This is a genomic window from Stenotrophomonas sp. 22385, from assembly GCF_052045085.1.
Lineage (GTDB): Bacteria > Pseudomonadota > Gammaproteobacteria > Xanthomonadales > Xanthomonadaceae > Stenotrophomonas.
In genome coordinates this window covers 167,645-192,489 of the sequence record NZ_JBQEOG010000003.1, presented here as the reverse complement: position 1 = coordinate 192,489, position 24,845 = coordinate 167,645, and the positions used below count along the sequence as shown (strand labels likewise).

The 24,845-nt window shown below is 66.5% G+C and carries 21 protein-coding genes; 10 read left to right on the top strand and 11 right to left on the bottom strand.

The window, feature by feature from the left end:
* Positions 1-7 precede the first annotated feature (7 nt).
* From ACTJI4_RS07570 to cmk, 6 genes are all read right to left on the bottom strand, one after another.
* Positions 8-982, bottom strand: a complete 975-nt coding sequence (locus ACTJI4_RS07570; RefSeq protein WP_440868931.1) for an MraY family glycosyltransferase — start codon at positions 980-982, stop codon at positions 8-10.
* A gap of 3 nt (positions 983-985) precedes the next feature.
* The gene (gene lapB / locus ACTJI4_RS07565; protein WP_392916840.1) at positions 986-2,164 is read right to left on the bottom strand and encodes a lipopolysaccharide assembly protein LapB; all 1,179 of its coding nucleotides are present in this window, start codon (positions 2,162-2,164) and stop codon (positions 986-988) included.
* Positions 2,165-2,170: 6 nt separating this feature from the next.
* Positions 2,171-2,455 (bottom strand): LapA family protein, encoded by a 285-nt coding sequence (locus tag ACTJI4_RS07560; protein WP_320458539.1) that lies wholly within the window; start codon positions 2,453-2,455, stop codon positions 2,171-2,173.
* Positions 2,456-2,491: 36 nt separating this feature from the next.
* A complete protein-coding gene (locus ACTJI4_RS07555; protein WP_017355596.1) occupies positions 2,492-2,797 on the bottom strand; it encodes an integration host factor subunit beta in 306 nt (101 codons plus the stop codon).
* A 90-nt stretch (positions 2,798-2,887) separates the two neighbouring features.
* Positions 2,888-4,567, bottom strand: a complete 1,680-nt coding sequence (gene rpsA, locus ACTJI4_RS07550) for a 30S ribosomal protein S1 (protein WP_392916837.1) — start codon at positions 4,565-4,567, stop codon at positions 2,888-2,890.
* Between the two features lie 194 nt (positions 4,568-4,761).
* The gene (cmk, locus tag ACTJI4_RS07545) at positions 4,762-5,442 is read right to left on the bottom strand and encodes a (d)CMP kinase (protein ID WP_392916834.1); all 681 of its coding nucleotides are present in this window, start codon (positions 5,440-5,442) and stop codon (positions 4,762-4,764) included.
* Positions 5,443-5,635: 193 nt separating this feature from the next.
* On the opposite strand from cmk, the gene ykgO reads away from it, so the two are divergent.
* The 6 genes from ykgO to ACTJI4_RS07515 all read left to right on the top strand — a co-directional run bounded on the left by ykgO (position 5,636) and on the right by ACTJI4_RS07515 (position 10,300).
* Entirely contained in the window at positions 5,636-5,761 is a 126-nt protein-coding gene (gene ykgO, locus ACTJI4_RS07540; protein WP_017355593.1) for a type B 50S ribosomal protein L36, read from the top strand.
* A 224-nt stretch (positions 5,762-5,985) separates the two neighbouring features.
* Entirely contained in the window at positions 5,986-6,312 is a 327-nt protein-coding gene (locus ACTJI4_RS07535) for a hypothetical protein (RefSeq protein WP_440868930.1), read from the top strand.
* 44 nt (positions 6,313-6,356) lie between these two features.
* Positions 6,357-7,397, top strand: coding sequence for an agmatine deiminase family protein (locus ACTJI4_RS07530; protein ID WP_440868929.1), 1,041 nt, complete (start codon positions 6,357-6,359; stop codon positions 7,395-7,397).
* A 233-nt stretch (positions 7,398-7,630) separates the two neighbouring features.
* Entirely contained in the window at positions 7,631-8,518 is an 888-nt protein-coding gene (locus ACTJI4_RS07525; protein WP_440868928.1) for a carbon-nitrogen hydrolase, read from the top strand.
* A gap of 23 nt (positions 8,519-8,541) precedes the next feature.
* Positions 8,542-9,072 carry an N-acetyltransferase family protein gene (locus ACTJI4_RS07520; protein ID WP_440868927.1) on the top strand — a complete coding sequence of 177 codons (531 nt, stop codon included), beginning with the start codon at positions 8,542-8,544 and terminating at the stop codon, positions 9,070-9,072.
* The gene (locus tag ACTJI4_RS07515; protein WP_392916818.1) at positions 9,065-10,300 is read left to right on the top strand and encodes a TraB/GumN family protein; all 1,236 of its coding nucleotides are present in this window, start codon (positions 9,065-9,067) and stop codon (positions 10,298-10,300) included. The genes ACTJI4_RS07520 and ACTJI4_RS07515 overlap by 8 nt, the downstream gene beginning before the upstream one ends.
* Before the next feature lie 135 nt (positions 10,301-10,435).
* Here the strand turns inward: ACTJI4_RS07515 and ACTJI4_RS07510 are convergent, their stop codons facing one another.
* The 3 genes from ACTJI4_RS07510 to ACTJI4_RS07500 are packed head-to-tail and all read right to left on the bottom strand — an operon-like array spanning position 10,436 to position 18,188.
* Complete coding sequence (locus tag ACTJI4_RS07510; RefSeq protein WP_392916815.1) at positions 10,436-13,531, bottom strand: efflux RND transporter permease subunit; 3,096 nt, start codon at positions 13,529-13,531, stop codon at positions 10,436-10,438.
* A complete protein-coding gene (locus ACTJI4_RS07505; RefSeq protein ID WP_440868926.1) occupies positions 13,528-17,043 on the bottom strand; it encodes an efflux RND transporter permease subunit in 3,516 nt (1,171 codons plus the stop codon). The genes ACTJI4_RS07510 and ACTJI4_RS07505 overlap by 4 nt, the downstream gene beginning before the upstream one ends.
* Positions 17,040-18,188, bottom strand: a complete 1,149-nt coding sequence (locus tag ACTJI4_RS07500; RefSeq protein ID WP_440868925.1) for an efflux RND transporter periplasmic adaptor subunit — start codon at positions 18,186-18,188, stop codon at positions 17,040-17,042. Before ACTJI4_RS07500 ends, ACTJI4_RS07505 begins: the two co-directional genes overlap by 4 nt.
* A 206-nt stretch (positions 18,189-18,394) precedes the next feature.
* Between ACTJI4_RS07500 and ACTJI4_RS07495 the strand changes: the two genes are divergently transcribed.
* Positions 18,395-18,790, top strand: a complete 396-nt coding sequence (locus tag ACTJI4_RS07495) for a c-type cytochrome (protein ID WP_392916806.1) — start codon at positions 18,395-18,397, stop codon at positions 18,788-18,790.
* A gap of 8 nt (positions 18,791-18,798) precedes the next feature.
* Entirely contained in the window at positions 18,799-19,260 is a 462-nt protein-coding gene (locus ACTJI4_RS07490; RefSeq protein WP_320458534.1) for a c-type cytochrome, read from the top strand.
* A 45-nt stretch (positions 19,261-19,305) separates the two neighbouring features.
* On the opposite strand, the gene abc-f is transcribed toward ACTJI4_RS07490, so the two are convergent.
* Entirely contained in the window at positions 19,306-21,201 is a 1,896-nt protein-coding gene (gene abc-f, locus ACTJI4_RS07485) for a ribosomal protection-like ABC-F family protein (protein ID WP_392916802.1), read from the bottom strand.
* 36 nt (positions 21,202-21,237) lie between these two features.
* Entirely contained in the window at positions 21,238-22,140 is a 903-nt protein-coding gene (locus tag ACTJI4_RS07480; protein ID WP_440868924.1) for a LysR family transcriptional regulator, read from the bottom strand.
* A gap of 114 nt (positions 22,141-22,254) precedes the next feature.
* Here ACTJI4_RS07480 and ACTJI4_RS07475 point away from each other — a divergent pair, with 114 nt between their 5' ends.
* On the top strand, positions 22,255-23,319 hold the full coding sequence (locus ACTJI4_RS07475; RefSeq protein ID WP_440868923.1) for a YeiH family protein: 1,065 nt from the start codon (positions 22,255-22,257) through the stop codon (positions 23,317-23,319).
* A 143-nt stretch (positions 23,320-23,462) separates the two neighbouring features.
* Entirely contained in the window at positions 23,463-24,839 is a 1,377-nt protein-coding gene (dbpA, locus tag ACTJI4_RS07470; protein ID WP_392916793.1) for an ATP-dependent RNA helicase DbpA, read from the top strand.
* Positions 24,840-24,845 lie beyond the last annotated feature (6 nt).

Sequence of the window (24,845 nt, the reverse complement as noted above, 5' to 3'; positions counted from 1 at the left end):
AATCCTTCTAGTGGCGCATTCCATTGCGCAGGAGCAGCCAAAGACCGGTCGCGAGGAACATCCACGCTACGGCCACGGCAGCCTCCCACCTCGGCTGCAAATATGTGCAAGCATTAAACACTGTAATACTGAACAAACCAAAAACAAAGTACATCCCGGTAACCGAAGTGTGCGTTGCACCACTCTTGACCGCACGCTGGTACAGATGCTGGGTGTGGGGCTCCATCCATCTTTGCCCCGACAGCATGCGCGAAAGCAGTGTGAAGCCAGCGTCCACGAGGAACGCCGTCAGGGGCACCAGCAGCAGCAGCCACGACACATCAGTGACCACGCTGGCCAGGCACACCAGGGCTGCAACGGCATAGCCTAGCGCGCCGCTGCCCACGTCGCCCATGAAGATTCTTGCACGTGGAAAATTGAACGGCAGGAAGCCGAGGCAGGCCAGCGCCAGGACAATTCCGGCCAAGGCAAGCGAACCCGGCAGGACAAGCGCGAATGCGGCACCGGCCAGAATGGCCTGGCTGGTCGCGATCCCGTTGATTCCATCCATGAAGTTCCAGATGTTGATCAGCGATGTCGTGAACAGCAGCGCAAGCAGCGCCTGCCAGGGGTTGCCCGTCGCATTCCACACCAGAGCCGCGAGCAGGCCGGCGGCCAGCAGGTGGACCAGCAACCGGCGAACCGCCGGCAGTGGGCGGTGGTCGTCCCACCAGCCGATACCCGCCACCAACACCAGTCCCAGCCCCGACACCAGCAGCGGTGTCCGGGCGGTCGGCCAGGCCACCGCAGCCACGGCCGCAGCCAGCAGCAGGGTCAACACGATCGCGATGCCGCCCCCGCGCGGGGTCGCCACGATGTGGCTGCGGCGTTCACCCGGCTGGTCGAACAGCTTCCTGCGCAGCGCATACCGGCGCGCGCACCAGGTGAGCAGCGCCGCCACTGCCAGCACTGCCGGCAGCCCGATCCACCACGCCGTCGGCATGGCTCAGAGCACCGCGTAATTCAGCAGCGGCTTGACCGTTCCCCACTCCTTGCAGCTGGGGCACTGCCAGTGGTGGGTCCGGGCACCGAAACCGCATCGCGTGCAGCGATAGGCCGGGTTGCGGACCAGCAGCTGGTCGGTGATGTGCTTGAGGTCGTGCAGGGTGGCGGTGGAATCGGCGCCTTCAGCCAGGGTCAGGTCGATCAATGCCGACTCGCCGCGTACCGATGGGCGGTCCTTCAGCTGCCGACCCAGGTAGGCGCGTGCCGGGGCCACGCCCTCCTGCTCTTCCATCAGCTGGGTCAGGGCCAGCACCGGGGCGATGCCGCGATAGTGCTCGGTCATTTCAGACAGGAACGCGCGCGCGCCGCCCAGGTCGCCCACCTTGCGGTAGTTCTGCATCAACTGCTGCAGCACCTCGGGCAGGTATTCGGGATCGTTGCGGGCGGCACGCTCGAACGCGCGCACGGCCGCTTCGGCATTGCCGGCATCGGTTTCCAGGCGTCCTTCGATGATGCCGGCACGCACCGACATCGCATCGGCCTGGTACGCGCGGGCGATGGCCGCACGGGCTTCATCGATCCTGCCGGCCCCACGGAAGCGCTCGGCCAGTTCGCATTCGAACTGCCCCACCAGCTTGCCCATCGGCTCGCCGGTGACCTCCTCGTAACGGGTGGCGTTGTCGATCGCCTTTTCCCAGTCACGTTCGGCCTGGTAGATGCCGATCAGGTGCTTGAGCGCCTGCGGGGCGCGCTGGTCGATCTGGGCCAGCTCGGTGAACACGGTTTCAGCACGGTCCAGCAGGCCGGACTTCATGTAGTCCTCGCCCAGCGCCAGCAGGGCCTGCACGCGCTGCGCGTCGCTCAGGTCGGTGCGGTTGACCAGCCCCTGATGCAGGCGGATGGCGCGGTCAACCTCGCCGCGGCGCCGGAACAGATGGCCCAACGCGACCTGGGTCTCGAAGGTTTCCTTGTCCAGCTCAGCGATGTGCAGGAACAGTTCGATGGCTTTGTCCGGCTGCTCGTTGAGCAGGTAGTTCAGGCCACGGAAGTAGGTGCTGGACAGGTGGCTGACCTGGTTGTCGCCATGGCGCTGGCCACCGCGACGGCCGATCACCCAGCCGGACACCGCTGCCAACGGCAGGAACAGGAAGAACCAGAACCACTCGGATACAAATTCCATCGGCGCTCAACGTCCGTCGAAAGGTGAAGAAGAAGATGCCACGGGCGCGGCGGCCGGAGCCGCCTTCTGCGCCTTGCGCAGTCGGGAATACAGTGGAATCACCAGGCCCACCAGAACCAGGCCGGCGCCGATGATCGCACCGGTCAACAGGGCCACGGTAATGGCCAGGCCGGTACTGGAATGGATGGCAGTGAACCCCAGGTTGAGGGTCATGTCCTGCGAATTGAGGGCACCGATGACAAGCCCGGCCACCAGAACGGCGAGCAGGATCAACAGACGTGCGACTTTCATGCGGTAACTCCTGTTCCCTTGGGGGTTAAGAGTACCTCAGGCCGGATCGCTTTCCAGCGGTACCACGGCGCTCACGCGCTCACGGAGTTCCTTGCCCGGTTTGAAGTGCGGGACATGCTTGCCCGGCAACGCGACCGATTCCCCGGTCTTGGGGTTGCGCCCCAGCCGTGGCGGCCGGTAGTGCAACGAAAAACTGCCGAACCCGCGAATCTCGATGCGATCCCCGCCGGCCAGCGCCCCGCCCATCATTTCCAGCAACGACTTCACCGCCAGATCGACATCGTCCGACTTCAGATGCGCCTGTCGGCGCGCCAGGATTTCGATCAACTCGGATTTGGTCATTGCGGACTCGCGTCGAGGGTCTCAAACCCTGAAACGGCCCGGACATGTGTCCGGGCCGTCCAGGAAACTACCTGCTACGGGTAAGGCCGATTACTCGGACTTGTTGCCGTTCAGCTGGGCGCGCAGCAGCGCGCCGAGCTGGGTGGTGCCACCCGAAGCGGACTGGTATTCCTCCAGCACTTCGCGCATTTCCGCATCGTCCTTGGCCTTGATCGACAGCTGCAGGGTACGACCCTTGCGATCCATGCCCACGAACTTCGCTTCCACCTTGTCGCCGACCTTCAGGAACTGGGTCGCGTCGTCGACGCGCTCGTTGGCAACGTCACGAGCCGAGACGTAACCTTCGATGCCGTCAGCCAGTTCGATGGTAGCGCCCTTGGCGTCCACTTCCTTGACCACGCCTTCGACCTTCGAACCCTTCGGGTTGGCAGCCATGTACTGGCCGAACGGGTCCTGCTCCAGCTGCTTGACGCCCAGGCTGATGCGCTCGCGCTCCGGATCGACGGCCAGGACGACGGCGTCCAGGTTGTCGCCCTTCTTGAAGTTGCGGACCACGTCTTCGCCGGTGGTGTTCCAGCTGATGTCGGACAGGTGCACCAGGCCGTCGATACCGCCGTCCAGGCCGATGAAGATGCCGAAGTCGGTGATCGACTTGATCTGGCCCGACACCTTGTCGCCCTTCTTGTGGATGGCGGCGAAGGTTTCCCACGGATTGGCGGCAACCTGCTTCATGCCCAGCGAGATGCGGCGACGCTCCTCGTCGACGTCCAGGACCATGACTTCAACTTCGTCACCGACCTGCACAACCTTCGACGGGTTGACGTTCTTGTTGGTCCAATCCATCTCGGACACGTGCACCAGGCCTTCGACGCCCGGCTCGATCTCGACGAACGCGCCGTAATCGGTGACGTTGGAGACCTTGCCGAACACGCGGCTGTTGGCCGGGTAACGACGGGCGATGTTGTCCCACGGATCCTCGCCCAGCTGCTTCAGGCCGAGCGAAACGCGGTTGCGCTCGCGGTCGAACTTCAGCACGCGCACGTCCAGCTCGTCGCCGACGTTCACGACTTCGGACGGATGGCGCACGCGCTTCCAGGCCATGTCGGTGATGTGCAGCAGGCCGTCGATGCCGCCCAGGTCCACGAATGCGCCGTAATCGGTCAGGTTCTTGACGACACCCTTCAGGATCGCGCCTTCCTGCAGCTTGTCCATCAGCTGCTCGCGCTCTTCCGAGTGCTCGCTTTCGACGACAGCGCGGCGCGAGACCACGACGTTGTTACGCTTGCGGTCCAGCTTGATGAGCTTGAATTCCAGCTCCTTGCCTTCCAGGTAGGCCGGGTCGCGCACCGGGCGCACATCCACCAGCGAACCGGGCAGGAACGCGCGGACATCCTTGATGTCCACGGTGAAACCACCCTTGACCTTGCCGCTGATGCGGCCGGTGATGGTTTCGTTCTTTTCCAGGGCTTCTTCCAGCTCGTCCCACACCATGGCGCGCTTGGCTTTCTCGCGCGACAGGACGGTTTCACCGAAGCCGTTCTCGATCGAGTCGAGGGCGACCTTGACGACATCGCCTTCGGCGACGTCGATTTCGCCGGCGTCGTTACGGAACTGTTCGATCGGCACGATGCCTTCGGACTTCAGGCCGGCGTTGATCACCACGACGTCGCCGCGGACTTCAACGACAACACCGCTGACGATGGCGCCCGGCTTCAGCTTGGCCAGATTGGCCTGGCTGGCTTCAAACAGTTCGGCAAATGATTCGGTCATTAGATTTACTCTGTTGGACACATGGGCATTGGTCCCCGCGAGGGTTCCGTTTACTGCCCGCCTGTTGGTCGACCCCGGAAACGCAGGTCGTGTGTGAAGTAGGAAAACCGCCACGCATCATTGCGGGACGGAGCTTTTACTGCATTGCGCTGGTGCGACTACCGCCGATGGATTGACGGCCTCCTTGCAACGGATCAGGCACCCGAAACCGGAAGCAGATCCAGTACCTTTGCAACGACTTCGTCGATGCCGATACCACTGGTGTCGATGACGACGGCATCGTCTGCCGGCTTCAGGGGCGCCACTGTGCGCTGTGCATCACGGGCGTCGCGGGCCATGATCTCGCGCAGGAGGTCATCAAAGTTAACAGAAACCCCCTTGTCTTTCAACTGGTTATGCCGACGCCCGGCGCGCTCCTCGGCACTGGCCGTCAGAAATACCTTAAATGGGGCATCGGGGAAGATCACGGTGCCCATGTCACGGCCGTCGGCGACCAGGCCCGGCGGAACCCTGAATGCGCGTTGACGCTCCTTCAGGGCCGCGCGGACCTCGGGAATGGCGGCAATGGCCGAGGCCAGGGCGCCGGTCGTCTCCAGGCGCAGCTCGTCGGTGGCATCCGTCTCATTGACGATGACACGGAGGCCGCCATCGGCCGCCTCGACAAAGCGCACGTGCGTATCGAAGGTGCAGCGGACCAGCGCGGAGGCGTCCGAGGTGTCGATATCGGCCCAGCTGGCGGCCACGCCCACCGCGCGGTACAGCGCGCCCGAATCCAGGTAATGCCAGCCCAGCCGGCGTGCGACAATGCGGCTGACGGTCCCCTTGCCGGCCCCGGACGGGCCGTCGATGGTGAGCACGGGAGAAGGCGGGTTCATGGGTTTCCCTGTGGATTTGACCCCCCATTCTAGCCCCTGCTCCGCCCCGTCCAGGACCTTTTTCGTGCAACCACTTGAAAGGATGGAAAAAAGCCCGGTAGAATGGCGGGCTTGAACGAGCGTCACCTGCCGATTGTCGTCTGCATATCGCGGCCGCGCTCCAACCGAATCCACGTTTACGCCGAGGTATGCAATGAAAGTCCTGTCTTCCCTGAAGTCGGCCAAGTCCCGTCACCGTGACTGCAAGGTCGTCCGTCGTCGCGGCAAGATCTTCGTGATCTGCAAGTCCAACCCGCGTTTCAAGGCTCGCCAGCGCTGAGCCTGGGTACGTCACGGCCGCCGGTCGCGACCTGCCTGAATAAAAAGCCGCCTCCGGGCGGTTTTTTATTGCCGATTTTGTTGTAATCACAGGATCTGCCACGACCACCGCTCATGGCTGTCTTGCCGGATCCGCCGCTGGATCACGACCGCTGGTCGTGACGCCGTTGTTGGTCACGACCGCTGGTCGTGACTCCTTTCTTGATGACTGGGGAGTAGATCGAGATGAAGCGTTACCTGACCACCCTGCCGTTGCTTGCCCTGCTGACCTGCGCCAGCGCCCACGCCGACACCCTGCTGATCGACCGCACCAAGGAACAGGTCGCGCCGGTAGTGCCGGTCCGTGGCCAGACCGCCAGCCAGGTGCTCAGCACGTTCGGCGAACCGAGCGAGAAGCTGGAGCCGCGCGGCGGCCAGAAGCGCCAGTGGCCGACCATCAACCGCTGGGTCTACCCGATGTTCACCGTCTACTTCGAGAAGCAGAAGGTGATCGATGTGGTGGCCAACAAGGCGGACGCCAACGAAGTCGGCCCGAAGCCGCCCATCCGCTGATCCACCAGAACGCCCGCCGCCCGGCGGGCCACCGCACCGAGACCATGAACGATACGCTCCGCTTTCCGGCCGAATGGGAATCCCAGTCCGCCATCCTGATCGCCTGGCCCCACGCCGACACCGACTGGGCCGACCGCCTGGGTGACGTCGAGGACACCTACATCGCGCTGGTCGCGGCCATCACCCGCTTCCAGACGGTGGTGATCATCGTGGCCGACGACGACCTGGAGGCCTACGCCGACGCGCGCCTGCGCTCCAACCGGATCGACACCGACCGCGTGCGTTTCGTCACCGCGCCGTACGACGACACCTGGCTGCGCGATTCGGGCCCGATCACGCTGCGCCGCGCCGACGGTGGCTTCCGCCTGCTGGACTTCCGCTTCACCGGCTGGGGCGGCAAGTTCGAGGCCAGCCTGGACGACCAGCTGGTGGGCGTGCTGCACGCCGCCAACCTCTTCGCGGTCAACGCGGAGCTGAAGAGCATTCCGTTCGCACTGGAAGGCGGCGCCATCGAGACCGATGGCGCGGGCACCCTGCTCACCACCTGGAAGTGCCTGCACGAACGCCACCCGGACCGGGATCGGGCGTCGCTCAGCGCGGACATGGCAGACTGGCTGGCGCAGGACCGGGTGCTGTGGCTGGACCACGGCTACCTGGAAGGCGACGACACCGACGCGCACATCGACACGCTGGCGCGCTTTGCCTCGGTGGACAGCATCGTCTACCAGGCCTGCGATGACGCCAGCGATTCGCACCATGCCGAGCTGCAGGCGATGGGCAACGAACTGGCCGCGCTGCGCACCGCCGACGGCAAGCCGTATCGCCTGTTCCCGCTGCCGTGGGCACGCCCGGTGATCGACGAGGGCCGCCGCCTGGCCGCGTCATACGCCAATTACCTGATCCTCAACGGCGCAGTCCTGATGCCGGCCTACGGCGACGTGGCCGACGACGCCGCACGCGACGTGCTGGCCCAGGCCTACCCGGACCACAAGATCGTGCAGGTCCCCTGCCGCTCGCTGATCTGGCAGAACGGCAGCCTGCATTGCATCACCATGCAGTTGCCTGCCGGGTTGTTGGCTGCCTGAAGCACGTCGGCATTGGATGGTTTCCTTGGCGCCGGGCTGTTGCCCGGCGCTTTTGGTTTTGGGCGAACAGCCGGTGGGCCTCGCATGGCCAGAGCTGGGCCGGCGGGCAGCCCAGCCCGTACAGATGAACAGCTGCTCTTCGCGACCAGGCAAGCACCCCATTTATCGCCCAGCACGCCGCACACACCCATCCGCGATAAACTGCGTTTTTCCCCCTGCAGGACCCGTCCCGGATGAGCTCACGCCACACCCTTTCCGTCGCCCTGATCCAGGAGCGCAACCACGGTGACGCGGCCGCCAACCTGGCCGTGATCGAAACGCACGTGGCTGAAGCGGCTGCCCAGGGTGCCAAGCTGGTCCTGCTGCAGGAACTGCACAACGGCGCGTACTTCTGCCAGCACGAATCGGTGGATGAGTTCGACCTGGCCGAACCGATCCCCGGGCCGAGCACCGAGCGCCTTGGCGCGCTGGCGAAGAAGCACGGCGTGGTGATTGTCGCCTCGCTGTTCGAGCGCCGCGCCGCCGGCCTGTACCACAACACCGCCGTGGTGTTCGAGAAGGACGGCACCCTGCTGGGCAAGTATCGCAAGATGCACATCCCGGACGATCCCGGCTTCTACGAGAAGTTCTACTTCACCCCCGGCGATATCGGCTTCAAGCCGATCGATACCTCCGTGGGTCGCCTCGGCGTTCTGGTCTGCTGGGATCAGTGGTATCCCGAAGCCGCGCGCCTGATGGCGCTGGCCGGTGCCGAACTGCTGCTCTACCCCACCGCCATCGGCTGGGATCCGGACGACCAGAAGGACGAACAGGGCCGCCAGCGCGATGCCTGGGTGCTCAGCCACCGCGGCCATGCCGTGGCCAACGGCGTGCCGGTGCTGAGCTGCAACCGCGTCGGCCATGAGCCGTCGCCGATCGGCGCCTCGGGCATCCAGTTCTGGGGCAACAGCCACGTGCTGGGCCCGCAGGGTGAGTTCATCGCCGAAGCCGGCGGCGAACCGACCGTGCTCGTCTGCGATATCGACCTGCAGCGCAGCGAACACGTGCGCCGCATCTGGCCGTTCCTGCGCGACCGCCGCATCGACGCCTACGGCGACCTGCTCAAGCGCTACATCGATTGACCTTCCCACAGGAACCCTGCCCCGTGACCGTGCTGCTGCGCGACGCCACCGATGCCGACATTGCGGCCATCACCGCCATCTATGCGGTCGAAGTGACCGACTTCGTCAACACCTATGAGTATGACGTTCCGGATGCGGCCGAGATGCAGCGGCGCATGCACGACATCGTCGCACGCGGTTTCCCGTACATCGTCGCCGAGGTTGATGGCCAGGTGGCCGGCTATGCCTACGCCAACACCTACCGTGGGCGCATCGCCTACCAGTGGACGGTCGAAAACTCCGTCTACGTCGATGCCGCATTCCAGGGCAAAGGTGTCGGTACCGCACTGATGCAGGGCCTCATCGACGCCTGCGTCGCGCGTGGCTACCGGCAGATGGTGGCGGTGATCGGCGAACCGACCAACACCGCATCGATCAAGCTGCACGAACGCTTCGGCTTCCACCTTGTCGGCATTTTCCGTGGCCTGGGCCGCAAGCATGGGCGCTGGCTGGATACGGTGCAGATGCAGCGCGCGCTCGGCGACGGTGTCGCCAGCGCCCCTTCGAATGAATGATGAAATGACTCAAAACCTGATGGACGACAACGGCGACACCCTGTTCGCCGGCCAACCCGTGCGCGTGGTCGAGCGCGACGGCGTGCGCTACACCCTGCTGGGCACCGCGCACGTCTCGCAGGCCAGCGTGGAGGCGGTGGAACGGGCCATCAACAGCGGCCGCTTCGATGCGGTCGCGGTGGAGCTGGATCCGCAGCGCCTGCAGGCGCTGACCAATCCGGATGCATTGGCCAAGCTGGACCTGGTCGAAGTGATCCGCAAGGGCCGCGTGGCGCTGTTCGCCGCCAACCTCGCCCTGGCTGCCTACCAGCGGCGGCTGGCCGAGCAGTTGGGCATCGAGCCCGGTGCCGAGCTCAAGCGCGCGGTCGGACTGGCCAACGCGCAGAACCTGCCGGTGCACCTGATCGACCGCGAAGTCGGCCTGACCTTCAAGCGCGCGTCGCAGCGACTGGGCTTCTTCGGCAAGATCAAGCTGGTCATGGGCCTGGGTGCCGGGCTGTTCGCCTCCGACGACGTTGGCGAGGACGAGATCGAGAAGCTCAAGCAGGGTGACATGCTGGAAGCCAGCTTCGGCGAGTTCGCCAGTGAAAGCCCGGCACTGTACGAAACCATCATCGGCGAGCGCGACCGCTACATGGCCACCCGCCTGCGCGAAGTGCACGACCCGGCGCAGCGCGAAGTGCTGGCCGTGGTCGGCGCGGGCCACCTGGCCGGGCTGGCGAAGTATCTGGAATCGGACACCGACGCGCCCGGCCCGCTGCGCGCGTCGCTGGAAGACGTACCGAAGAAGCGCAACATCCCGTGGATCACGCTGACCATCCTGGCGGTGGTACTGGCCGGTATTGCCGTGGGCTTCTATCGCGGTGGACTGGGCGTGGGCACCGAGCTGCTCGCGGTGTGGGCGATGTACACCGGCGGCCTGGCCGGGTTGGGCTGCCTGCTGGCCGGCAGCCATCCGCTGAGCATCCTCACCGCGATCGTGGTCGCACCGTTCAAGCCGTTCCGCCTGAGCATCCCGACCGGCGCCTTTGCCGCACTGGTCGAGGCGCGCCTGCGCAAGCCGGCGTACGAGGATTTCCTCAAGCTGCGCGATGACGCGCAGAGCTTGCGCGGCTGGTACCGCAACCGCGTCACCCGGGTGGTGCTGACCTTCATGCTGACCAACCTGGGCAGCATGCTGGGACTATGGCTGACCGGCTTCCAGGTGTGGAACAAGGTCGGCGGCTGACCCCGCGCACCGACCAACGGTCGGTACCTACCGCCGGCACCCATCGGCGGTTATCAATCCGACGACACCCCTGGCAGGCAGGTATCGAACGTTGGTCGATACGGAAAGGGCTACGCATTGCGTGGCCCTTTCCGTTCATGCCGGCTCGATCACCGCGCCGCTGCCCTTGGGTGGCAGTCCCCTTGCCCGCCGCACGATACGTGCCACGCTGATGCTCATGTCGTCGAGCATCGCGTAGATGGTCGGCAGGAACAGCAGGCTGACCACGGTGGAGAAGGCCAGGCCGCCGGCAATGGCGCGCGCCATCGGGTAATACGGCGGCCCATCGCCCAGCAGCTGCGTGTCGGTCAGCGAGATCGGAATCATCGCCAGGATCGCCGTGCCCATCGTCATCATGATCGGGCGCAGGCGCTCGCGCGAGCCTTCCACCAGCGCCTGGGTGCGGGCCAGGCCGCGCCGGCGCAGGTTGTTGATGTGCTCGATCATCACGATGCCGTTGTTCACCACCACCCCCATCAGCACAAGGATGCCGATGAAGGACATGATGCCGAACGAGGTACCGGTGAGCCAGAACAGCCAGAACACACCGAAAATCGAGAACAACACCCCGCTCATGATGGCGGCCGGGAACAGCAGCGATTCGAACACCGCCGCCATCACCACGTAGATCATCACCAGCGCGATGATCAGGTTGAACAGCATCTGCTGCATGGCCTCGTTGTCGTCACCGAAGTCGCCGCCGTCGAAGGTGAAGGTGTAGCCGGCCGGGAAGCTCATCGGCTTGAGCGTCTCCTCCATCGCCTTGCGGCCTTCCGGTGCGGTCACCTTCTCGGCCAGGTTGGCCTTGATGGTCAACGTGGTCTGGCGGTTGGTACGGCCCACGCGGGTGGCGGATGGCTTGATGCTGACCTCGACCAGGCTCAGCAGCGGAACCGAGCGACCGTCGCCGGTGCGGACGGTGAAGCTGGCCAGGTCTTCCGGGCTGCTCTGTTCGGCGCCGGCAAAGCGCACCCACACCGGCACTTCGCTGTCACCGCGACGGAACTCGCGCAGCGGTGCACCGCGCAGCGCGAGGCCGACGAAGCTGGCAACCTGCTCGGCATTGAAGCCGAACGCGGCGGCCCGTTCGCGGTCCACATGGATGGACAGCTCACTGCCCTTCTCGCCATTGTCGATGCGCACATCGCGCAGTTCCTTGCGCTGGGCCAGCAACGGCACCACGTCTTCGCCGATCTCCTGCAGCATCTGGGTCGAATCACCCACCAGCTGCACTTCCACGCCCTTGCTGCCACCGCCACCGCCGCCGTCGCCGCCCTGGTTGCCAACGATGTAGTCGGCCCGCGCCGAACGCGGCAGCCCCTTGCGCAGCGATTCCTGCACGGCGGCCATGTTGCCGGCGTGCTTTGCATCCAGAGTCACGATGGTGCTGCTGCCCTCCTGCTCGCTGTACCAGGAATACACCTGGGTGATGTGCAGCTTCTCGCGGTTCTGGTCCAGGTACTGCTCCACCCGCAGGATCTCGTCGGACATCTGCGCGCGGGTGAAGGCGCCCTTCCAGTTGTAGCCGATGAACACATCGGTGCCGCCTTCGCCGCCGAACATGTCGATCTTGGTCAGCTTCATCGGCACCAGGCTGACCAGCACCACCATGATGATGCCGAACACGCTCCAGCCACGGTGTTCCAGCGTCCATTGCAGCAGCTGGGCGTAACGGCGCTGCAGGCGGGCGATCACGCCGGTCTGCGAGTGCACCAGCTTGGGCGTCTGCATGCGTGCGGACAGCATCGGGATCAGGCTCACCGCCACCAGCCACGAGGCCATCAGCGAGACCGAGATGGTGATCGCGATCTGCGCCATGAAGATGCTGATGTTGTTGGTTTCGCCGAACAGGTTGGGTACGAACACGATGCAATGGCACAGCGTGCCGGCGCTGAGCGCGATGGCCACGTTGCGGGTGCCGATGATCGAGGCCTGCACCGGCTGGTCGGGCATGCGCTCGCGTTCCTGGTAGATGCTCTCCACCACCACCACCGCGTTGTCCACCAGCATGCCGACTGCCAGCAGCAGGCCCATCATGGTCAGGATGTTGAGGGTGACGCCGACGAAGTACATGAAACCGAGGGTGATCACGAAACAGATCGGGATCGCCAGGGTCACCATCAGCGTCGACGGCCAATGGCGCAGGAAGAAGAACAGCACCGTCACCGACAGCAGCAGGCCGACCGCGCCGGCTTCGGCCAGCTCCAGCAGCGAGGACGTCACCGTCTTGCCCTGGTTGTCGATGACCTTGATGTTCACATCGCGCATCGACGGCTGCCGGCGGATGGCTTCCACCTCCGCCAGCGCGCCACGCGAGACTTCCACCAGGTTGGCGCTGCGCTCCTTGTAGATGTCCAGGCCCACCGCCGGATTGCCATCCAGGCGGCGGCCATAGTTCATACGCGCTGCCTTGAGCCGGACGTCGGCAATGTCGCCCAGGCGCAGGCCCTTGGTGTCGATGACCAGGTCGCGCAGTTCCTGCAGGTCGGTGATCTCGCCGACCGGCTGGATCCGCACCCGCTGGCCGTTGTCGTCGATCTGTCCGGCCGAGATCGAGAAGTTGAGCGTGCGCAGCCGGTCGCTGAGTTCGTTGATGCTCAGGTTGTGCGCGGTGAGTCGATCGGCATCGATTGCGATTTCCACTTCATTCGGCGGCGCGCCGGAGATTTCTACCCGGGCCACGCCGGGAATGCGTTCGATCCGCCGCTTGAACTCGCGGTCGAGCATGTCGTACGCACCGGTCAGGTCCGACGCGCTGGCCAGCCGCACCTTCAGCACCGGCTCGTCGCTGCTGGACCACTTGAACACGTTGTAGCGCTGCAGGTCATCGGGCAGGTCGCTGCGGATCGCATCAATGCGCTCGCGCGCGTCCGAGGCGGCGATGGCGATGTCGCGGTCCCAGTCGGTGAACTCGATGAAGATGCTGGCCCCTTCAGCCGTGGCCTGGGAGCGCATGCGCTTGATCCCGGTCATCGTGGCCAGCGCTTCTTCTGTCGGCCGGATGATGGTGCGTTCCACTTCTTCCGGGGTCGAGCCGGTGTAGGGCACCTGCACGAACAGGAACGGTGCGGAGATGTCCGGCAGCGCCTCCAGCGGCAACCGGAACGAGGCGATCAGGCCCACCACCACCAGTGAGACGAAGCACATGATGGTGGTGATGGGGCGGCGGATGGAGAACTCGGCAATGCTCATGCCGGCTCCTGGGCCGCACCGCCGGCGATGGTGGAATCGGGCGCGCTGCGCTGGTGATGGCGGCCGCGCTCGCGGTAATAGGCATCGCCACGGCGGTCAAGCAGGTCGTACACCACCGGGATCACCAGCAGGGTGAGCAGCGTGGACACCAGCAGGCCGCCGATCACGGTGATCGCCATTGGTGCGCGCACTTCGGCGCCCTCGCCCATCGCCACCGCCAGCGGCAGGAAGCCGAACAGGGTGCACAACGTGGTCATGATGATCGGGCGCAGGCGTGAACGCGCCCCTTCGACCAGCGCCTCATGCTTGGCCACGCCGGCCTCGCGCAGCTGGTTGACCTTGTCGATCAGGATGATCGCGTTCTTGGTTACCAGTCCCACCAGCAGGATCAGGCCGATGAACACCACCACCGAGATCGGCTTGCCGGTGAGCATCAGCGCCAGGATCGCACCGACCAGCGCCAGTGGAATGGTGAACAGGATGACGAACGGGTGCAGCAGCGATTCGAACTGCGAGGCCATCACCAGGTAGACCAGGAAGATCGCCAGGCCGAAGGCGAAGATCAGCGAGCGCGCCGATTCGGCAAGCTCCTCGCCCTGCCCGCCGATGTGCATGCTGACGCCGGCACCCAGCGGGTCGTTGGCCACCATGTCCTGCACTTCGCGCACCGCGCCGCCCAGGTCGATGTCGCGCAGGTTGGCCGACACCACCGCCACGCGGGTCTGGTCGGCGCGGTGGATCTCGCTGGGGCCATTGGTGGCGACCACCTCGGCCACCGCGTCCAGCGTCACCGGGCGCGTGCTGCCCGGGTTGACGATCAACCGGCGGATGCTCTCCACGCTGGCGCGGTCACCTTCCTGGGCGCGCACCAGCACGTCGATCTTGCGGTCACGGAAGCTGTAGCGCGTGGCCACGTCGCCGCGCACCTTCTTGACCACCACGTCGGCGATCTGCCGCGTGGTCAGGCCCAGCGCACCGGCGCGTTCCTGGTCGAAGCGGATCTGGATTTCCGGGAAGCCCTCTTCCACGGTCGACTTCACGTCGGCGTAGTGCGGGTTGCTGCGCAACCGCGCGGCCAGCGCCTGCCCGGCACGTTCCAGAGTGGCCATGTCCTGCCCGCGCAGCTCCACTTCCAGCGGCGTGGAGAAGCTGAACAATGCCGGCCGCGCGAAGTCGACCTGCACGCCCGGGTGCCCCTGCATGGAAGCGCGCAGGCGCTCGGTGATGGCGGCCTCGGTGCGGGCACTGCCCCCATCGGCCATCACCACGGTGAGCTTGCCGATGTTCTCGCCGCTCTCGGTCGGGCTGGCATCCAGCCGCGTCCCGCTGCCACTCACGCCATACAGCGAGGTGATGCTGTCGTCCTTGGCGTGGGCCAGCTGCAGCTCGCGCACCAGCGCGTCGGTCTGCTTCAGCGGCGTGCCGGCCGGCAGCTTGGCGGTCATTTCAAAACGGTCCTGGGCCAGCTGCGGAATCAGGTCCGCGCCCAGCATCGGCACCAGCGCCAGCGTGGCCACGAACGCCAGGGCCGCCATGCCCAGCACCTTGCCCGGGTGGGCCAGCGCGTTCGGCAGCAGGCGCAGGTAACCGCGCTCGGCGCCGGCGTACGGCTTCATCGCCAGGTCGCTGGCCTTGCGCATCACGGGGCCGATCACCGCCACCAGCAGGCGCCACACGCGCACGATGGCCCACGCGATGCCGAACACGCTCCAGCGCACCAGCGTGCCGAAACCACGGCGACTGCCGGCCACCGGCTTGAGCCAGCGGCGCTGCGGCTGCCACGCGGCATGCGCCGGCTCTTCCGGGAACGCCAGCGGCGGGCGGCCCTTGAGCGAGCTCAGCATCGGGATCAGGGTCATCGCCACCAGCAGCGAGATCGCGATGGCGATCGCCACGGTCAGCGCCTGGTCGCGGAACAACTGGCCGGCGATGCCGTCGACGAATACCAGCGGCAGGAACACCGCGATCGTGGTCAAGGTCGAGGCGACCACGGCCATGCTCACTTCGCGGGTGCCGGTGATGGCCGCCTGCAGGATGCCCAGGCCACGCTCGCGCGCCTTGGCGATGCTTTCCAGCACCACGATGGAATCGTCCACCACCAGGCCGGTGGCCAGCGCCAGCCCGCCCAGCGACATCACGTTCAAGCTCAGCCCAAGCTGGCCCATGAAGAAGAACGTGGTGATGATCGAGACCGGCAGCGACAGGCTGATCACGAACGTGCTCCAGCCATCGCGCAGGAACAGGAAGATGATCAGGATGGCCAGCAGGCCGCCGATCACCGCGTCCTTCTTGACGTCGCTGATGGCGTGCTCGATGAAGCGCGACTGGTCTTCGATGGTGGTCAGTTCGGCATCACCGGGAATCTGCGCCTTGATCTGCTCCAGCTTCGCGCGCAGTGCTTCGGCGGTGGCCACCGTGTTGGCATCGCCTTCCTTGTAGATGGCCAGTTCAACCGCTTCGCGGCCGCCCAGGCGGATGATCGCTTCGCGTTCCTTGAAGCCCTGACGCACCGTCGCCACGTCCTTGAGGCGCACCGGCACGCCGTTGGCCACTGTGGTGGAGCTGCTGCTGGAAGCGCTCTGCGCTGCCGACGCGGCGGCGACCGCCGCGTCCGAACCGGTCGAGGCGGCAATGGCGAACATCTGCTGCATGGCCGCGTCGGCGGCGCTGCCGTTGCTGCCCTGGGTGGTCACCAGCAGGTTGCGGATATCTTCCAGGTCCGCGAACTGGTTGACGGTACGCACCAGGAAGCGCTGCGAGCCTTCTTCCAGACGGCCGCCGGAAATGTTGATGTTCTCTTCCTTCAGCCGCTTGATGACGGTGTCGATCGGCAGGTTGAGCTGGGCCAGCTTCTGCTGGTCGATGTCGACCTGGATTTCGTCCTCCAGGCCACCGCCCACCTTCACCGCCGCCACCCCGGCCACCGGTTCGAGCTTCTTCTTCAGGTCCTCGTCGGCATAGCGGCGCAGCGCGGTGAGCTGGCGCACGGCGTCGGCATCGCTGGCCGGGTCGTCCTTGGCCGCGATCACCAGCCGCATGATCGGCGCGGTGGACGGATTGAAGCGCAGCAGCACCGGGGCCTTGGCCTCCAATGGCAGGTTCAGCGCTTCCATCTTGTCGCGCACCTCCAGGCTGGCCTGGTCCATGTTGGTGCCCCAGGCGAACTCCAGCACCACATCGCTCTGCCCGGTGCGCGAGATCGACTTCAGCTTGCGCAGGTTCTTGACCACGCCCACCGCCTCTTCGACCGGTTCGGTGATCAGCGTTTCGATTTCAGTCGGTGCCGCGCCGGTGTACTCGGTGCGCACGGTCAACGTGGGATAGCTCAGGTCCGGCAGCAGGTTGACCTTGAGGTTCCCCAGCGCGATCAGACCAAACAGCACCAGGGTAATCATGAACATGAAAATGGTGACGCGGCGACGGGTGGCGAATTCCACCAGGCCGCCGCCGGGCGCAGCCGGACCTTCACCCGGCTGCGGTTCGTTGCCGTGATCGTGGCCGGCCGAACTCATTGACGGGTCTCCGCCTTGGCCGGGGCGGCCTTGCTGGCCACCGCGGTGGCCGGCTTGTCGCCGATCACCTGCACGGCGGTGCCGTCGCGCAGGGCCACCTTGCCGGCCGTCACCACTTTGTCACCCTCGGCCAGGCCATCGCGGATCTCCACCCATGGGCCTTCGGCGTAGCCCAGCTTGACCGGCACGCGGGCGACCTTGCCCTCGCGCACGCGGAACACCGCCGGGTCACCGTCGTCGAGCAGCGCCAGGCGCGGCACCACCAGCGCGTCGGCGCGCTGGTCATAGTCGATGCGGATGCGCCCGAACATGCCCGGCTGCAGGCCGGCGGCGTCTTCGCCGAAGCCGCTGACCACGCGGAAGGTGCCGCTGCCGGCGTCGACCACCGGGGAAATACGGTCCACGGTGCCGGGGAAGGATTTACCCGGCAGCGCATCGGCCACCAGGGTCACCGGCTGCCCGGCACGCAGCGTGGCCAGCTCGCGCTCGGGCACGTTGAGCGTGGCTTCAAGCCGCGAGTTGTCGACGATGCGGAAGATCGGCGTGTTGATCTGCACGAAGTTGCCGGTCTTGATCGAGCGCGATGCGATCACGCCGGAGATCGGCGCCACCACCGTGGTGTAGGACAGCTCAAGCGTCGCGAGGCGGTACTGTGCGCGGGCGTTTTCCAGGTCGAAGCGCAACTGGTCGACGTCTGCGGCGCTGACCATCTGCTGGCCCACCAGTTTCTGGGCGCGCTGGAAACTGTTCTCCAGCTTGCGCATCTGCGCTTCGCTCTGCGCCACGGCCAGGCGCGCACGGTCCGGGTCCAGTCGCACCAATGGCTGTCCGGCGCGGACCTGCTGGCCTTCCTCGACCATCACGGCCAGGGCAACGCCCGAAGTTTTTGCCACCACCTGCGATTCGGCGCGCGCTTCCAGCGCGGCAGTGCCGGTGTAGCTGGCGGCAACCGCACGACGACTGGCGGCCACGGCCTCCACCGGAACGGCATCGGGGGCTTTTTCGGCCTTGGGGTCCTTTTCGGATGCTGCGGCATCGCCGGCGGGGCCACCCGCACCGCAACCGCCCAGCAGCAGGGTCGTAGTGATCAGCAGCGCCGCGGCGCAGGTTCCGGTGCGGCCGGGCAGAAGAGAGATTCGCAACATCGTGGTGTCCCTGAAGGATGCGTGGGCAGGTGTGGTAGCAAAGTAATGCACCACGTCACGACAACACCATATCCCAAAGGTCATGGTGACCTGCGTCCACTCGTCGGCATTGCCCGGTTTCAGCTAGATGAAAACGCAGGCTATACTCGGGACAGTTCCGTACCCCACGCCGGAACGACCAGAACCCGTATACCGGAAACGACATCATGCGCCCGCAGCCGCTCGCCGCTTGTCTTGCTCTGGCCGTCCTCCTGCCCTTCGGGGTTGCCGTCCAGGCCACACCTGCTCCCGCCGTACCCGCGCCACCCGCCGCTGCCCCGGCAGCCGCGCCCGCCGCCCCGCCTGCCCTGACCGGCAGCTTCGACAATGGCCGCGTGCTGGCCTACACCTGCCAGGGGTGCCACGGCATCACCGGCTACAAGAACGCGTATCCCAGCTACCGGGTGCCCAAGATCGGTGGGCAGACCCAGCAGTACCTCAGCCAGGCGCTGAGCGAGTACCGCGAGGGCAAGCGCCGGCATCCCACGATGCAGGCGCAGTCCATGAGTTTCTCTGAACAGGAGATCGCCGATCTCGCTGTTTACCTGTCCACCGTCAAATAAGCGCGCTCATGACGAAAGCCACGCCCTTCAAGCGTCACGCCATCGCCCTGTCCGTTGCCCTGCTGCTGGCTGCCTGTTCGCAGTCGCAGGTGGAAAACAGCGCAGATTCCGCCGCCGACCCGGGCCACGCCAGTGGCGAGCACGGGTCGGGGTCCTCCGCCGGCCTGCCCGCCGGCCGCATCGCCGCCGGTGAAGCGCGGGCCAAGGTCAAGGGCAAGGCGACCGGGCAGAGCTGCATCGACTGCCACGGCGCCGACGGCAACCAGCCGATCGACCCGACCTACCCGAAGCTGGGTGGGCAATATGGCGACTACCTGGCCCACGCCCTGCAGGCGTACAGGGCCGGGGACCGCCAGCATCCGCTGATGACCGGACAGGCAACCGACCTGAGTGATCAGGATATTGCCGACCTGGCTGCGTATTTCGGTTCGCGGCCGAGCCAGCTCAGGGACCTGCACGGGGTCAAGTGAGGGTGATCGGGGCCGGCACCGCGCAGCGGTGCGGCCCCGCATTCCTCAGGCGTCCAGTTCTTCCCACCGCGCGTACGCCGCATCCAGTTCGGCCTGCACGGCAGCCAGCTTCTGGGTGTGGGCGGCCATGTCGGCGGCGCTGCGCTGGTAGAACGCCGGGTCGTTCATCGCGGCGGTCAGGCCTTCGACGTCCTTCTCCAGTGATTCGATCTTCAGCGGCAGCTGTTCCAGTTCGCGCGCATCCTTGTAGCTGAGCTTGCGCTTGGGCGCTGCCGGTGCGGCGCTGGCCGCAGGCGCCGGTGTCGTGGCGGCCCGCGGCGCGGCAACCGCGGCCGGCCCGGCGGCAGCGGCCGCTTCCACGCGCGCTGCATGACGCTGCCAGTCGGTGTAGCCGCCCACGTACTCGCCGACCACGCCGTCGCCTTCCATCACCATCGTGGAGGTCACCACATTGTCGAGGAAGTCGCGGTCATGGCTGACCAGCAGCAGCGTGCCGGTGTAATCGCCGAGCAGCTCTTCAAGCAGCTCCAGCGTTTCCACGTCGAGATCGTTGGTCGGTTCGTCCATCACCAGCAGGTTGGACGGCTGCGCGAACAGCTTGGCCAGCAGCAGCCGGTTGCGCTCGCCGCCGGACAGCCGGGTGATCGGCGCGCGCGCACGCTCGGGCGTGAACAGGAAGTCCTGCAGGTACGCATGCACGTGCTTGCGCTTGCCGTTGACCTCGAGGAAATCGCGGCCTTCGGCCACGTTCTCGATCGCGGTCCAGTCCTCGCGCAGCACCGATCGGTACTGGTCGAAGTACGCAATCTGCAGGTTGGTACCGGCGCGCACTTCGCCGCTGTCCGGCGCCAGGTCGCCCAGCAGCAGCTTCAGCAGTGTGGTCTTGCCGCTGCCATTGGGACCGATCAGACCGATCCGGTCGCCGCGCAGGACGGTGGTACTGAAGTCCTTGACCATCACCCGCTCGCCGAACGCGAACGAAATATCCTTGACGTCGATGACCTTCTTGCCGGAATTCTCCGCCTGGGAGGCTTCCATGCGCACGTTGCCGCCAAGTTCGCGGCGCTGCGACCGTTCGCTGCGCATCGCCTTAAGGCGGCGCACGCGGCCTTCGTCGCGGGTGCGGCGGGCCTTGATGCCCTGGCGGATCCAGACTTCCTCCTGCGCCAGCATCTTGTCAAAGCGGGCGTTTTCCTGCGCCTGCGCGTTCAAGCGCTCTTCGCGGCGGCGCTCGTAGTTGGCCCAGTCGCCCGGCCAGCTGGTGACCTGCCCGCGGTCGATCTCGACGATGCGGGTGGCCAGCGCACGCAGGAAGCGGCGGTCATGGGTGACAAACACCACGCTGCCGTTCCAGTTCTTGAGGAACATTTCCAGCCAGTCGATGGCTTCAATGTCCAGGTGGTTGGTCGGTTCGTCGAGCAGCAGAAGGTCCGGCGCGGACACCAGCGCGCGGCCGAGCAGTACGCGGCGCTTCATGCCGCCGGACAGGCGCGCGAATTCGGCATCGCCATCCAGGTCGAGCTTGGTCAGCGTTTCGCTTACCCGCTGGTCCAGGCCCCAGCCGTTGGCGGCATCGATCTTGGCCTGCACCGCCGACAGCGCATCGCCGTCGAACTCGTCAGCCACGCTCAGATGGTGGAATTCGGCCAGCCACTGGCCCAGCTCGCCCAGGCCATCGGCGACCACGTCGAATACGCTGCCGGCCGCGCCGTGCGGCACTTCCTGCTCCAGCCGGGTGATGCGCACCCCCTGCTGCACGCGCACTTCTCCGTCGTCGGGCTTGTGGTCGCCGGACAGCAGCTTGAGCAGAGTGGATTTGCCGGCGCCGTTGCGGCCGATCAGGGCGATGCGTTCGCCCGGCTCGATCGACAGTTCGGCTTTTTCCAGCAACAGCGGGCCGCCGACGCTGAAGTCGACGTTTTGCAGAGTAATCAGAGGCATCCGGCCATTGTACGGGCTGGCGGCGTGCGGCGTCGCTCAGGCGGACGCGAAAGCCGACGCGGGCAGCCCCAGCAGCGCGGCCAGTTCCGCGGGCACCCGCTTGCCCGGGTGCCGCACCACCCAGAGCTGGCGCGACAGGGGCGGCAGCGGGGTCTGCAGGATCCGCAGGCTGCCCAGCGCAACCAGATCGGCCACCGCATGCTGCGACAGGCAGGCCAGGCCCAGCCCCGCCGCCGCCGCCTGCTTGATCGCCTCGGTGCTGCCCAGCTGCATGGCGCGACCAAAGCGGTGCAGGTGCGGCAGCAGGGCCTGTTCGACCGCCTCGCGGGTGCCCGAACCGGCTTCGCGCAGCAGCCAGCGCGCAGCGGCCAGGGCCGCCAGATCCATCGCATCGGGCCACGGCGATGCTGCGGCAGACACGATCACCAGCGCATCGCGCTGCCAGGGCAGCACATCGAGGCCGCTTTCATGGCACGGCCCTTCGATCAGGCCGAGGTCCACGTCCAGCCGCTGCACGGCGGCCACGACATCGGCACTGTTGCCAACCCGCAGGTCCACCTGGGCCTGCGGGTTGGCCGCCAGCAGGCGGGCCACCCGGGCGGGGAGCAGATAGTTGCCGATGGTGCTGCTCGCGCCGATCCGCAGCTGCAGCGGAGGCGTGCCGGACGCGCGTGCCTGCCCGGCTCCGGCCTGCCGTTCCAGCTCCCTCGCCGCCACCAGCAGCGCGCGGGCCGGGTCGAGCAGCGCGCGTCCGGTGGCGTTGAGCACCAGCCGCCGCCCGATCCGGTCAAACAGCGGTGCGGGAAGCTGCCCCTCGAGTTCGTTGAGGGCGGCGCTGGTGGCCGACTGCGACAGTTGGAGCTGGGCGCCCGCCGCAGCGGTGGATCCGGCATCGGCCACGCTCACGAAAACCTGCCATTGGCGCAGCGTCAGGCGCATTGCGGATTAACCTTTTTCATAGGTTGATTTCATGCAAACAATGCGTTTTACCAGTTGAACGGTCAAGGGGACGCTGTAGCCCTGTTTCGACGAGAGCGAACCGTGACCATCTCGATGGCAAACGTCCCTGCCCCGAAGGCACTCCAACGCTGGCGCAGCCGGCTGCCGGGCCTGCTGCTGACCGCCAGCCTGGCGGCAGCTGCCATCGGCCTGTCCTCAGTGCCATGGCTGCAGGCGCACGGCATCAGCGCGCTGACCCTGGGCATCGTGCTGGGCATCGCACTGGGTAACACCGTGTACCCGCACCTTGCGGCATCGTCGGCAGGTGGTGTGGGCTTCGCCAAGCACTGGCTGCTGCGCGCCGGCATCGTCCTGTACGGCACGCGCCTGACCTTCCAGGACATCGGCCAGGTCGGCGCAGGCGGCGTGCTGATTGACGCACTGGTACTGATCAGCACCTTCGGGCTGGCGTGGTGGGCCGGCACCCGCTGGTTGGGGATCGACCGCGGTACCGCGATGCTGATCGGCGCCGGCAGCGCGGTCTGCGGGGCGGCGGCGGTGATGGCCGCCGAGCCGGTGGTACGCGGCCGCGCTGAACAGGCCACCGTGGCGGTGTCGACCGTGGTGGTGTTCGGCACGCTGGCGATGTTCCTGTATCCGGCGCTGTACCAGCTCAATCTGGTCCATGCCTGGCTGCCGCTGGGCGAGCAGGCATACGGGGTATTCACCGGTTCGACAGTGCATGAAGTGGCCCAGGTGGTGGCGGCCGGGCGCGCGGTCAGCGAGGGCGCCGCCGATACCGCCGTGATCGCCAAGATGGTGCGCGTGATGATGCTGGCTCCGTTCCTGGTGGCGCTGTCGCTGCTGCTTGCCCGTGGCCGTGGGACGCAGCCCGACGCGGCGCGGGCGAAGATCGTGGTGCCCTGGTTTGCGTTCGGGTTCGTGGCGGTGGCGGGCATCAACTCGCTGCACCTGCTGCCGCCCGCCGTGGTCAGCACTGCCATCGATCTGGATACCGTGCTGCTGGCCATGGCGATGACCGCGCTGGGCCTGACCACCCACGTATCCGCACTGCGCCGGGCGGGGCCGAAGCCACTGCTGTTGGCACTGCTGCTGTTTGCCTGGCTGCTGGGCGGTGGGTTGGCGATCAACCTGACGGTTCAGCGGCTGATCGGCTAGGCACGACCAACGGTCGTGCCCTACCCCGACGGCTGGAATGTCGCAGATACCATCGAACGTAGCGGCGGCGATCCCGAGCAATCCGGCAGGCCTCGACCGTTGGTCGTGGCGGCGCCGGGCCGGCGCAGCGGGTAGAATGCGGCATGAACGAATTCTCCGAACTGCCCCTGTCGGCCTCGCTGGCGGCGGGCATCGACGCGCTGGGCTATACCCAGATGACTCCTGTGCAGGCGCAGGCGCTGCCCGCCATCCTCGCCCGTCGCGACCTGATCGCCCAGGCGCCCACTGGCAGCGGCAAGACTGCGGCCTTCGGACTGGGGCTGCTGCAGGCGCTGGACCCCGCGGTGATCCGCGCGCAGGCGCTGGTGCTGTGCCCCACCCGCGAACTGGCCGACCAGGTCGGCAAGCAGATCCGCAAGCTGGCCACCGGCATTCCCAATCTCAAGCTGGTGGTGCTGACCGGGGGCATGCCGCTGGCGCCACAGCTGGCGTCGCTGGAAGCGCACGACCCGCACGTGGTGGTCGGCACGCCCGGCCGCATCCAGGAACTGGGCCGCAAGCGCGCCCTGAAGCTGGGCGGGGTGACCACCCTGGTGCTGGACGAAGCCGACCGCATGCTCGACATGGGCTTTGAAGAACCGATCCGCGAAATCGCCGGGCGCACCAGCAAGGACCGCCAGACGTTGCTGTTCTCGGCCACGTATCCCGACGAGATCCGCGAGATCGCACGCGTGCTGCTGCGCGACCCGGTTGAAGTGACCGTCGAAGGCGCCGACCACGCCCCGGCGATCCGCCATCTGTTCTGCGAAGTCGACCTGGCCAGCAAGCAGAAGGCGCTCGCCGGGCTGCTGCTGAAGTACACGCCGGAATCGACCGTGGTGTTCTGCAACACCCGCCGCGACGTGGATGACGTGGCCGTCTCGCTGCAGCAGTTCGGTTTCTCCGCGTTGCCACTGCATGGCGAAATGGAACAGCGCGACCGTGACGAAGTGCTGGTGCGCTTCGCCAACCGCAGCTGCAACGTGCTGGTGGCCAGCGACGTGGCCGCGCGCGGGCTGGACGTGCAGGACCTGGCGGCGGTGATCAATTACGAGCTGCCCACCGACATTGAAACCTACGAACACCGCGTGGGCCGCACGGGTCGCGCTGGTGCCACCGGGCTGGCGATCAGCCTGGTGACCCACCGCGAGCGCAACCGCGCCGACGCACTGGAAGCCGCGCAGGGCAAGCCGCTGGACTGGCAGAAGACCCCGCTGGCCACGGCACGCCCGGCGGTACTGCCGCAGGCGGCGATGGAAACGCTGCGCATCGACGGCGGCAAGACCGACAAGCTGCGTCCGGGCGACATCCTGGGGGCCTTGACCGGCGAGGCCGGGCTGTCGGCCAAGGTGATCGGCAAGATCGACATCTACGCCACCCGTTCCTACGTGGCGATCGCCCGCGAACACGTGGGCAAGGCGATCGCCCGGCTGGAAGCCGGCAAGATCAAGGGCCGGCGCTTCCGCGTGCGCAGGATGTAATCGTAG

What these genes read in the sequence shown, in the direction of transcription:
- ACTJI4_RS07495 (WP_392916806.1), top strand. Translation starts at nt 18,395, where the DNA reads ATGCGCCCGCAGCCGCTCGCCGCTTGTCTTGCTCTGGCCGTCCTCCTG.
- ACTJI4_RS07490 (WP_320458534.1), top strand. Translation starts at nt 18,799, where the DNA reads ATGACGAAAGCCACGCCCTTCAAGCGTCACGCCATCGCCCTGTCCGTT.
- ACTJI4_RS07480 (WP_440868924.1), bottom strand. Translation starts at nt 22,140, where the DNA reads ATGCGCCTGACGCTGCGCCAATGGCAGGTTTTCGTGAGCGTGGCCGAT.
- ACTJI4_RS07515 (WP_392916818.1), top strand. Translation starts at nt 9,065, where the DNA reads ATGAATGATGAAATGACTCAAAACCTGATGGACGACAACGGCGACACC.
- abc-f (WP_392916802.1), bottom strand. Translation starts at nt 21,201, where the DNA reads ATGCCTCTGATTACTCTGCAAAACGTCGACTTCAGCGTCGGCGGCCCG.
- rpsA (WP_392916837.1), bottom strand. Translation starts at nt 4,567, where the DNA reads ATGACCGAATCATTTGCCGAACTGTTTGAAGCCAGCCAGGCCAATCTG.
- ykgO (WP_017355593.1), top strand. Translation starts at nt 5,636, where the DNA reads ATGAAAGTCCTGTCTTCCCTGAAGTCGGCCAAGTCCCGTCACCGTGAC.
- dbpA (WP_392916793.1), top strand. Translation starts at nt 23,463, where the DNA reads ATGAACGAATTCTCCGAACTGCCCCTGTCGGCCTCGCTGGCGGCGGGC.
- ACTJI4_RS07535 (WP_440868930.1), top strand. Translation starts at nt 5,986, where the DNA reads ATGAAGCGTTACCTGACCACCCTGCCGTTGCTTGCCCTGCTGACCTGC.
- ACTJI4_RS07510 (WP_392916815.1), bottom strand. Translation starts at nt 13,531, where the DNA reads ATGAGCATTGCCGAGTTCTCCATCCGCCGCCCCATCACCACCATCATG.
- ACTJI4_RS07570 (WP_440868931.1), bottom strand. Translation starts at nt 982, where the DNA reads ATGCCGACGGCGTGGTGGATCGGGCTGCCGGCAGTGCTGGCAGTGGCG.
- lapB (WP_392916840.1), bottom strand. Translation starts at nt 2,164, where the DNA reads ATGGAATTTGTATCCGAGTGGTTCTGGTTCTTCCTGTTCCTGCCGTTG.
- ACTJI4_RS07475 (WP_440868923.1), top strand. Translation starts at nt 22,255, where the DNA reads ATGGCAAACGTCCCTGCCCCGAAGGCACTCCAACGCTGGCGCAGCCGG.
- cmk (WP_392916834.1), bottom strand. Translation starts at nt 5,442, where the DNA reads ATGAACCCGCCTTCTCCCGTGCTCACCATCGACGGCCCGTCCGGGGCC.
- ACTJI4_RS07505 (WP_440868926.1), bottom strand. Translation starts at nt 17,043, where the DNA reads ATGAGTTCGGCCGGCCACGATCACGGCAACGAACCGCAGCCGGGTGAA.
- ACTJI4_RS07560 (WP_320458539.1), bottom strand. Translation starts at nt 2,455, where the DNA reads ATGAAAGTCGCACGTCTGTTGATCCTGCTCGCCGTTCTGGTGGCCGGG.
- ACTJI4_RS07555 (WP_017355596.1), bottom strand. Translation starts at nt 2,797, where the DNA reads ATGACCAAATCCGAGTTGATCGAAATCCTGGCGCGCCGACAGGCGCAT.
- ACTJI4_RS07525 (WP_440868928.1), top strand. Translation starts at nt 7,631, where the DNA reads ATGAGCTCACGCCACACCCTTTCCGTCGCCCTGATCCAGGAGCGCAAC.
- ACTJI4_RS07530 (WP_440868929.1), top strand. Translation starts at nt 6,357, where the DNA reads ATGAACGATACGCTCCGCTTTCCGGCCGAATGGGAATCCCAGTCCGCC.
- ACTJI4_RS07500 (WP_440868925.1), bottom strand. Translation starts at nt 18,188, where the DNA reads ATGTTGCGAATCTCTCTTCTGCCCGGCCGCACCGGAACCTGCGCCGCG.